This is a genomic window from Rhizobium sp. SVR5-2C (genome assembly GCF_056755115.1).
The window spans coordinates 1-5,525 of the sequence record NZ_JBNDHT010000238.1; the positions used below are offsets into that span (position 1 = coordinate 1).

The 5,525-nt window shown below is 59.3% G+C and carries 5 protein-coding genes; 4 read left to right on the forward strand and 1 reads right to left on the reverse strand.

The features are described 5' to 3' along the window. The 4 genes from ACPYOI_RS34640 to ACPYOI_RS34655 all read left to right on the forward strand — a co-directional run. A partial coding sequence (locus ACPYOI_RS34640; protein ID WP_481424048.1) for a sugar ABC transporter substrate-binding protein occupies window positions 1-730 on the forward strand: 730 nt, incomplete at its 5' end. 16 nt (window positions 731-746) lie between these two features. Further along, a complete protein-coding gene (locus ACPYOI_RS34645) occupies window positions 747-1,772 on the forward strand; it encodes an ABC transporter permease (protein ID WP_481416216.1) in 1,026 nt (341 codons plus the stop codon). Continuing rightward, window positions 1,769-3,286, forward strand: coding sequence for a sugar ABC transporter ATP-binding protein (locus ACPYOI_RS34650; RefSeq protein ID WP_481416215.1), 1,518 nt, complete (start codon window positions 1,769-1,771; stop codon window positions 3,284-3,286). The genes ACPYOI_RS34645 and ACPYOI_RS34650 overlap by 4 nt, the downstream gene beginning before the upstream one ends. A 50-nt stretch (window positions 3,287-3,336) precedes the next feature. Further along, complete coding sequence (locus tag ACPYOI_RS34655; RefSeq protein ID WP_481416214.1) at window positions 3,337-4,317, forward strand: ABC transporter permease; 981 nt, start codon at window positions 3,337-3,339, stop codon at window positions 4,315-4,317. Between the two features lie 43 nt (window positions 4,318-4,360). Here the strand turns inward: ACPYOI_RS34655 and ACPYOI_RS34660 are convergent. Beyond that, a partial coding sequence (locus ACPYOI_RS34660; RefSeq protein ID WP_481424049.1) for an extracellular solute-binding protein occupies window positions 4,361-5,525 on the reverse strand: 1,165 nt, incomplete at its 5' end.

Sequence of the window (5,525 nt, forward strand, 5' to 3'; positions counted from 1 at the left end):
GATCTGGAACCGGCCCGAAGACATCCATCCTTGGGACACCAATTCCAAGTACTGGGTCGCCCATACGTCCTTCGACGGTGTGATGTCTGGCTACTATCAGGCCATGGCGCTCTGCAAGGCGCTGAACGGCAAGGGCAAGATCGCCGCGATCGAGGGTGTTCCGTCGACGCCACCGGCCTTTCAGCGTATCGCCGGCTTGAAGAAAGCGCTCAAGGAATGCCCCGGACTGGAGCTCGTCGACACCCAGGTCGGCGATTGGCAGGAAACCAAGGCGCAAAACATAACCCGCACCTGGCTCGCGCGTTACGGCGACCAACTGCAGGGTATTTTCGCGTCCAACGATGCGATGGGCCGCGGAGCAGTCGCTGCGCTGAAGGAAAAAGGCCTGAACGGCAAGATCCTGGTCACCGGTTCGGACGGATCGAACATCGGCCTGGAAATGGTCAAGAGCGGCGACATGCTTGCGACAGTCTGGAACGACCCGGTCTTGCAAGGCGCGGTTTCCATGTCGCTGGCCTATGCCGCAGCAATCGGCGACATCGATCCGGAGAAGCTGACGCATGCGCAGCGCGATTTCTATCTCAAGCAGGACGTCGTGACGAAGGACAACGTCGACAAGTATCTGGATCTCAAGAAGAACGCGCCGAATTACACGTACGACCAGATCAAGCAGGACTTCTGGAAGGATTCCGCAGGTCAGATTCCCGAAGGCGCAAACGAGAATAACTAATCGGAAGGAGGGGTCGATGGAGGCCGCTACCAGGATGCACTCCCAAACGGTCGCTCGCTCGCTGACGGTTCTCGACACGGTCAGAAGCAAGTTGCCATGGACTCAGTTCGCTGGTCCTATCGCAGCGCTCATCGTGCTGTCCGTGGGCTTTCAACTGGTCAGTGGAAGCTTCTTTACGATCGACAACCTCAAATCCGTCGTAGAGGCAGCGGCGGTCCCGGCCATACTCGCCGCTGCCATCAGTTTCGTGGTCATCATGGGCTCCATCGATCTGTCGCTGGAGGGCATCATGGCTGCGACGAGCATGATCGTCGCCCTGTTGGTCGCTAATGGCGTCAACGGCAACGACTACGGCATGATGGGCTTGCTGGTCGCGCTTGCCGCGGGCCTGGCCTTCGGCTTCTTCAACGCGGTGCTCAACGCAATTTTGCGGATGCCGTCGCTGATCGTCACCCTCGGCACATGGTTTGTCGGGTTGGGAATCGCGGCGGTGCTTTTCCCGGAACGCGTGCCGCAGATCAACGATCCGCTTGTCCTAAACCTGGCAAGACTTCGGATCTTCGACTTGAGCCTGGTCGTCTACATCGCGCTGGCAGTGATCGTCGTCAGTCAACTCGTCCTCAACTATACGAGGCTTGGGCGGATGATCTACGCAATCGGTGGTGACGAGAGTTTGCTGGTCGCCTCCGGCTTGCGCATCCGGCACATTAAGATAGCGGCTTTCGCGATCTGTGGCCTTCTGGCGGGGTTGTGCGGCGTGCTGCTGTCCGCACAACTGAGCACCGGCAATGCCAATATCGGTAATGGCCTGCTGTTTCCCGCGATTAGTGCCTCGGTGCTGGGTGGAACGGTTCTGACCGGCGGGCGGGGCGGAGCGGTGCAATCCGCGCTAGGCGCCTTGATCCTCGAAGTGCTCAACAACGGCCTGATCCAGATTGGCGCAGGTCCCTATACACGCCACATTATCAGCGGCGCGGTCATCATCGTCGCAGTTGCCGCCGGCGGATGGCACCGCCGTAGCAAACTGAGGGTGGTAAAATGACGGGTTCGCTTGTTCTCCAAGGCATACGCAAAACCTATGGCAACGTCGTCGCTCTCGAAGACATTGATCTGGAGATTCCTGCCGGGCAGGTCCTCGGTCTGATCGGCCAGAACGGCTCCGGAAAGTCAACCTTGCTGAAGATATTGGCAGGGCTCACCATGCCGGACCAGGGCCGGCTGCTGCTTGATGGAAAGCCGATCGTCCTCGGGTCTGCGGCAGCAGCCAGCAGCTATGGCATCGGGATGGTCCACCAGGAACAATCGCTCATTCCAAACCTGACTGTCGCTGAGAACATCTTTCTGGATAAGCCGCATCCTGCCAAGCGAAATGGGCTTTATAGATGGTCGGCGCTGAACAAGGCAGCGCGCATGCAGCTGCACAAGATTTCCGTCGATCTGCCCACCCACATACCGGTGGAAGATCTACGGTTTGCCGAACGCCAGCAGGTCGAACTCGCCAAGGTGCTCGCCATCGAGGAGCTTGTCGATCGGCCGCCCATCATCCTGTTTGACGAGCCCACGTCGGTGCTCACGCCCGATGAGATCAAATTGCTGTTCAAGCAGATCAACAGATTGCGCGGAAGCGCAACGATCGTTTTCGTCTCTCACCGGCTGGAGGAAGTGCTGGAAATCAGCGACCGGATCGTCGTAATGACGGATGGTCGAAAGGTGGCGGAGAGGGACAGCCGCTCGGTCGACCGCAACGAGCTCTATGAACTGATGGTCGGGCGGCAGCGCACGACCGAGCCTCGCGGAGGCAATGGTATGCCGAAACAGGATGGGACTGCGGTCCTCAAGCTGGAACGGCTGGGCAGCGGAGCGCATTTCCGCAATGTCAGCCTTGCACTCGGCCGTGGTGAGATTCTAGGGATAGCCGGCGTTCTCGGCTCCGGTGCCGAAGAAGTTTGCCGGGCGGTGTTCGGCGCGGAGCGCGTCGATACCGGCAGCATTGCACTGAGTGGCAGAACGATGACCTCGTGCAGCCCGCGTACAGCCGTCCGGCGGGGTATAGGCTATCTTCCGGCAGACCGGCGCTCGGAGGGCATGCTGCCCAGCCGGTCTCTGTTCGAGAATGCCGTTTTGACATTCGGCCTCGATTACGGCTGGCGATCGCTTCTACTGCGGCGAGGCAAGGAGCGCCCGGTCGCGCTTGAATGGATGCGGCGCCTGAAGGTGAAGATGCACACGCCTTTTGCTCCCATTTCCAGCCTCAGCGGCGGCAATCAGCAGAAGACCGTGCTCGCAAAATGGCTCATGGCGAAAGACCTCAAGGTTCTGCTGCTTGATCATCCAAGCAGGGGTCTTGATCCCGGTGCGAGGGATGATCTCTTTGATGTCATCCGCCAACAGGCAAAAAACGGACTTTCGATCATCTTCGTCGGAGACACGATTTCGGAGCTTCTGGAACTCTCCGATCGTATCGTCGTCATGCGTGACGGCGAAATCACCGCCCGTTTCGATCTAAGGACGGGCGCTTTGCCGAAGGAAGAAGAAGTCGTGGCGGCCATGGTCTGACATCCATCGGACAGCCCCGCGACCCCTGAAATTCATAGGGAAACATCACGATGCAAAACGCACTCGACAGTACGCTTATCCGCGCTCTTGGCGGGCAACGGTCGACGATCCTGCGGGCGCTAGCCCCGATGCTTGTCCTGATTGCGCTCGTGCTGGCCAGCGCCATGATCGCACCGGGGGTGCTCGAAACGGATTCCCTTTTGAGTTTCCTTTCGGACGCCGCGCCGGTCGTCGCGCTCGTCGTCGGCGGAACGCTGCCGATTCTGGCAGGCAGCATCGACCTCTCCGTCGCCGGCATTGCATCCCTGACGGGCGTTCTGGTCGTCGTCCTCAATCCGATCTTTGGCCCCTGGACGTCGGTTGTCGTTGTCCTGATCGTGATGTGTTTCGGAGCGGCGCAAGGATGGTTCCATGCGTGGCTGCAACTGCCCTCTTTCATCGTAACCCTGGGGACACTGAGCATGCTGTCCGGCCTGGCGCTGCTTCTTTCGAACGCCACGGCGGAGCCGGTTCCTGACAATGACCTGTTTGTGACCTGGCTTGCGGACAGCACTGCGGAAATTCCCAATACAGTGATCGCGCTCGTCGTCATCGTCGCGCTCTTGGGAACCTTGTTGCGCTATCTGCGCCTTGGAAGAGATATTTATGCTCTGGGCACCGGCGAACGCGCCGCAATCATGTCGGCGGTCAACGTGATCGTGGTGCGCACGACCATCTTCGCCGTCTCGGCGGGTTGCGCCGCAATTGCCGGATTGTTCCTGATATCCGTAACGACCTTCAGTTCACCGACGCTTGCAGGCAATCTGTTGCTTCTCTCCATCGTCGGCGTCGTTTTGGGCGGCACGGCAATATCGGGCGGTGTCGGCGGCCTGCTCCCGGCAGTCGTGGGCGGTTTGATCACCTCCTGGCTGAGGATTGTCACGGTCATCATTGGCGTACAGCCCACGGCGCAGAACATCGTATTCGGCTTGACGGCCCTGGTGGCAGTTGCCCTCACCACCGATCGCAGCAAGCTAGGCATCATCAAGTGATGTGATCGGACGATTGGGAGACGGGCGCACAGGTTAAAGGCGGCTAGTTTTCAGTCACGCGGCTTGTGCCGCCAAGCGGAAAGTCCTCCGAATTGAGGGTCGAAGCCGAGCTCTGCCTGGGCCGTTTTCCGCGACCGGATTTCAAGCTGAATTCAATTTGCTGCGCAGCGTCCTCGAGGGCACTCCGCGGCGATTTGTTTCCCAATAGCGCGTCGTGGATCTCTACGCCCAATGTCCTCTCGATCATCGTATATTGCGGGATATTTGGTCGTTGCCACGTATGCAGAAGATTCTTCTTCGCGAGTTGATCGACGAAACGGACGATCGGCGAACTTGCCGCCGCCTCCGGATCCGCGCTGACGGAAAAGCGCGGGGCAACTGGGAAACCGTTCTTGACGTGCGCCTTCATTGCCTCTCTCGAGGCCATCCAGGCAATGGCATCAGCCGCCAGTTCCACCCGCTCTTCCGGCAGGTTGGTTGGAATACAAAAAAGAAAGCCACCGATCGGCGAAGCGCGGGTGCCTCCTGAGCCCGATGGTTGCGGCAGATACTCCACCCGCCGCTTCACCACGGACTGAACGTCATATTCAAACCGGGCAGCCCGCATCGTCCAGAAATAGCCGAGGCTCGCTCTTCCCTTGAGGAAGACTGCAAGGGTCTGGTCCCAGGCCATTTCGAGAATCTTGGGCGGCGAAATTTCGATCAGCCGGCGCATGTATTCAAGAGCGGCAAACCCGGCGTCCGAGAGGATTGTACAAGTCAGCTCTTCGAGATCGGCTCCGTCGAGCGTAAAGCCCGATCGCGTCTTTCGTAACGATATCGCCGGCTGTCCGCACGCCCCGAGGAAAAACAGAAAACTCGATGCTATCGGCATGCCCCGCGCACCGTCCCAGACCGCTCCGAACATGCCGTCGTTTGGGGAATGGAAGCGGCGCCCGGCGGCAATTACGTCATCGAAGGTCTTGGGGAAGGGCAGTCCTGCCTCGGAGAAGAGGTCCTTTCTCGCCGCAAGAAACTCGACCGTGCAGTAGCCGGGCACTCCATAATCGTTTCCCTCCCATGTCGCGGTGGACCATATGGAAGGGTGGAAATCGAGCGGGTTTATGCCGGTCTTCTGAATATAGGTATCCATAGGCCGGATGATGCCGCTCTCCGCGAACTCGCCAAGCCACGGCATGTTGATGGCGATCACATCATAGTCTGAAACC